3 protein-coding genes are annotated in these 2,626 nt (G+C 68.2%); all 3 read right to left on the bottom strand.

Annotated features, from left to right (window positions below):
- Window positions 1–967 (bottom strand): FAD-dependent oxidoreductase (locus V7702_RS16660; RefSeq protein WP_335651197.1); only part of this gene is annotated, 967 nt, incomplete at its 3' end.
- Window positions 968–1,059: 92 nt separating this feature from the next.
- On the bottom strand, window positions 1,060–2,016 hold the full coding sequence (locus tag V7702_RS16665; protein WP_335651198.1) for a DUF3667 domain-containing protein: 957 nt from the start codon (window positions 2,014–2,016) through the stop codon (window positions 1,060–1,062).
- A gap of 40 nt (window positions 2,017–2,056) precedes the next feature.
- On the bottom strand, window positions 2,057–2,626 hold a 570-nt coding region (locus tag V7702_RS16670; protein WP_335651199.1), incomplete at its 5' end, for a 2-oxo acid dehydrogenase subunit E2.

A 2,626-nucleotide genomic window follows, 5' to 3' on the forward strand; every position in this document is an offset into this window, starting at 1 on the left:
GCGCCAGCCAGGGCGCGCCGGCGCAGTCGCCGATGGCGTACAGGCCCTTCACATTGGTCTGGCAGTGGCTGTCGGTCTTGATGTGGCCCCGGTCCAGCTCGACGCCCAGCGCCTCCAGCCCGATGCCGTCGGTGTTGGCGGTGATGCCCACGGCCGAGATGCACACCTCGGCCTCCAGGGTCTCGGCCTTGCCGCCCGCCTCAATGGCCACCTTCACGCCCTTGGAATCCTTGGTGACTTTGGTCACCTTGGCGCCGGTCCTGAACTTCATCCCGCGCTTCTCGAAGGCCTTCTGCGCGGTCTTGGAGACCTCCTCGTCCTCCACCGGCATGATGCGGTCCACGGCCTCGACCACCGTCACCGCGCAGCCCAGGGCGCGATAGAAGCTGCCGAACTCGATGCCGATGGCGCCCGAGCCGATCACCACGATCGACTTCGGCATGAACTTCGGCGTCATGGCCTCGCGGTAGGCCCAGATGCGCTCTCCGTCGGCCTCCAGGCCGATCTGCGGCAGGGCGCGGGCGCGGGCGCCCACCGCCAGCATGACGGCCTTGGCCTGCACGGTGCGCGACTTGCCGTCCTTCAGGGCGATGACGACCTTGGGCGCGCCCTGCCCCTTCTCCAGCTTCGCGTCGCCCTCGATGACCTCGATCCTGTTCTTCTTCATCAGGAAGCCGACGCCCTGATTCAGCTGCTTGGCCACCCCGCGCGAGCGGGCGATGATGGCCTCGAAATCGAAGCCCACCTTGTCGGCGCTGAGGCCATAGTCCTTCAGGTGGCTCAGGCTCTCGTATTTCTCGCCGGACTTCAGCAGCGCCTTGGTGGGAATGCAGCCCCAGTTCAGGCAGATGCCGCCGAGGTTCTCGCGCTCGACGATGGCGACCGTCTGGCCCAGCTGGCTGGCCCGGATCGCGGCCACATAGCCGCCCGGTCCCGATCCGATGACGATGAGATCGAAGTCGGCCATCCAGAAGTCTCCAGCACCTTGAATCTTGACGCCCGGTCATATCCGCCCCCGTCCCCGGTGGCCACACCTGAGGCCCCGGCGGAAACGAAAGTTCAGGCGGCCAGGAAGACCAGCAGCGCCTGCAGGTCCAGGGCTGAAATGGCCACGATGATCGCCGCAGGCATCAGCACCAGCACCAGATACGCCGCCGTGTGGACCACCGCCCGCCACGCCGCCGACCCCATGGACAGGCCGTAGTACCGCGACGCCGCCCGGGTGAAATAGACCAGGTAGGGAATGGCCAGCGGCCACGCCGGAATATTCGCGCCGAACCAGTTGGCCAGCGCCAGCAGCATCAGCAGGGTGAAGGCCGTCACGTGCGCCCACAGCGCGAACACCAGATGCTCCATGAACAGCCGGCGCCGCCCGAACAGCGGGGCCAGCAGCAGGGCGAACAGGGGCGTCAGCAGCCAGACCGCATTGGGCAGCCACGCCCCCAGCCGTTCGCTGATGACCGCCTGCTCCCGATCCGACTGGATCTCGTAGAGCAGGTTCTGCCGGTCCTGTTCGCTGGCGGCGCGCGCCGCCGCCGCCCGGATGGCCTCATGGATGCGCGGATCGATGGGCGGCTCCACCCGCCGCTGCATCCAGTGCTCTTCCTCGGTCGCGCCCGTCAGGTGGACGGTGACCCCGTCCGGATCGGCCGTCGCCGTTACGGGCACGCCCGGGGCCGCCTGCCGCACATGCTGGTAGATGACCACGTCGCTGAAGTTCAGCACCGCCAGGAACAGGGCCGTCACCACCACGAAGATCTTGACGGGGCTGGCGTACAGGCTGCCCGCGCCCTCGCGGTAGGCGATCAGGATGCGGCTGGGCCGGGTCACCAGGGCGACGAGGGTGCGCACCCCCTGCCCGTCGATCAGGCTGGCCTCGGAGAAGGCTTCATGGACCATGTCGCGAAGCGCGCGCGGCCGCGCCTCCGTGTCCTGCCCGCAGGCATGACAGTACCGACCGCTCAAGGTCGTCCCGCAGGCGGCGCATGCGCCGCCCGGCTGTTCCGCCGCTGTCATGATCGCCCCTCCCGCGCCGAAGCTTAGGGGATTCCGGCGATCAGGCCAGCATGGTGACGGGGTTCTCGATCATCGGCTTGAAGGCCTGCAGGAACCGGGCGCCCACCGCCCCGTCCACCACCCGGTGATCGCAGGTCAGGGTCACTGTCATGACGGTGGCGATCTCGACACGATCGCCGCGCACCACGGGCCGCTTCTCCCCGGCGCCGACGCTCATGATCGCGCCCTGGGGCTCGTTGATGATCGAGGCGAAGGACCTGATGCCGAACATGCCCAGGTTCGAGACCGAGAAGGTGCCGCCCTGGAACTCGTCGGGCTTCAGCTTGCGGTCGCGGGCGCGCTTCGCCAGGTCCTTGGATTCGGTGGCGATCTCGGCCAGGGACTTGGTCTCGGCCTTGCGGATGATCGGGGTGATCAGCCCGCCGTCGATGGCCACCGCCATGGCCACGTCGGCGTGGTGGTGCATGGCGATGCCTTCGGGCGTGTAGCTGGCGTTGGCTTCCGGCACGGCCTTCAGGGCCATGGCCACGGCCTTCATGATGAAGTCGTTGACCGAGACCTTGATCCCCTGCGGCTCCAGCAGCGCATTGACCTGCGCCCGGGCGGCCAG

It is taken from the genome of Phenylobacterium sp. (genome assembly GCF_036963605.1).
In the GTDB taxonomy this organism is placed as follows: domain Bacteria; phylum Pseudomonadota; class Alphaproteobacteria; order Caulobacterales; family Caulobacteraceae; genus Phenylobacterium.

Excerpts from the sequence above, each read along its gene's own strand:
- V7702_RS16665 (WP_335651198.1), bottom strand. The coding sequence starts at position 2,016 with ATGACAGCGGCGGAACAGCCGGGCGGCGCATGCGCCGCCTGCGGGACG.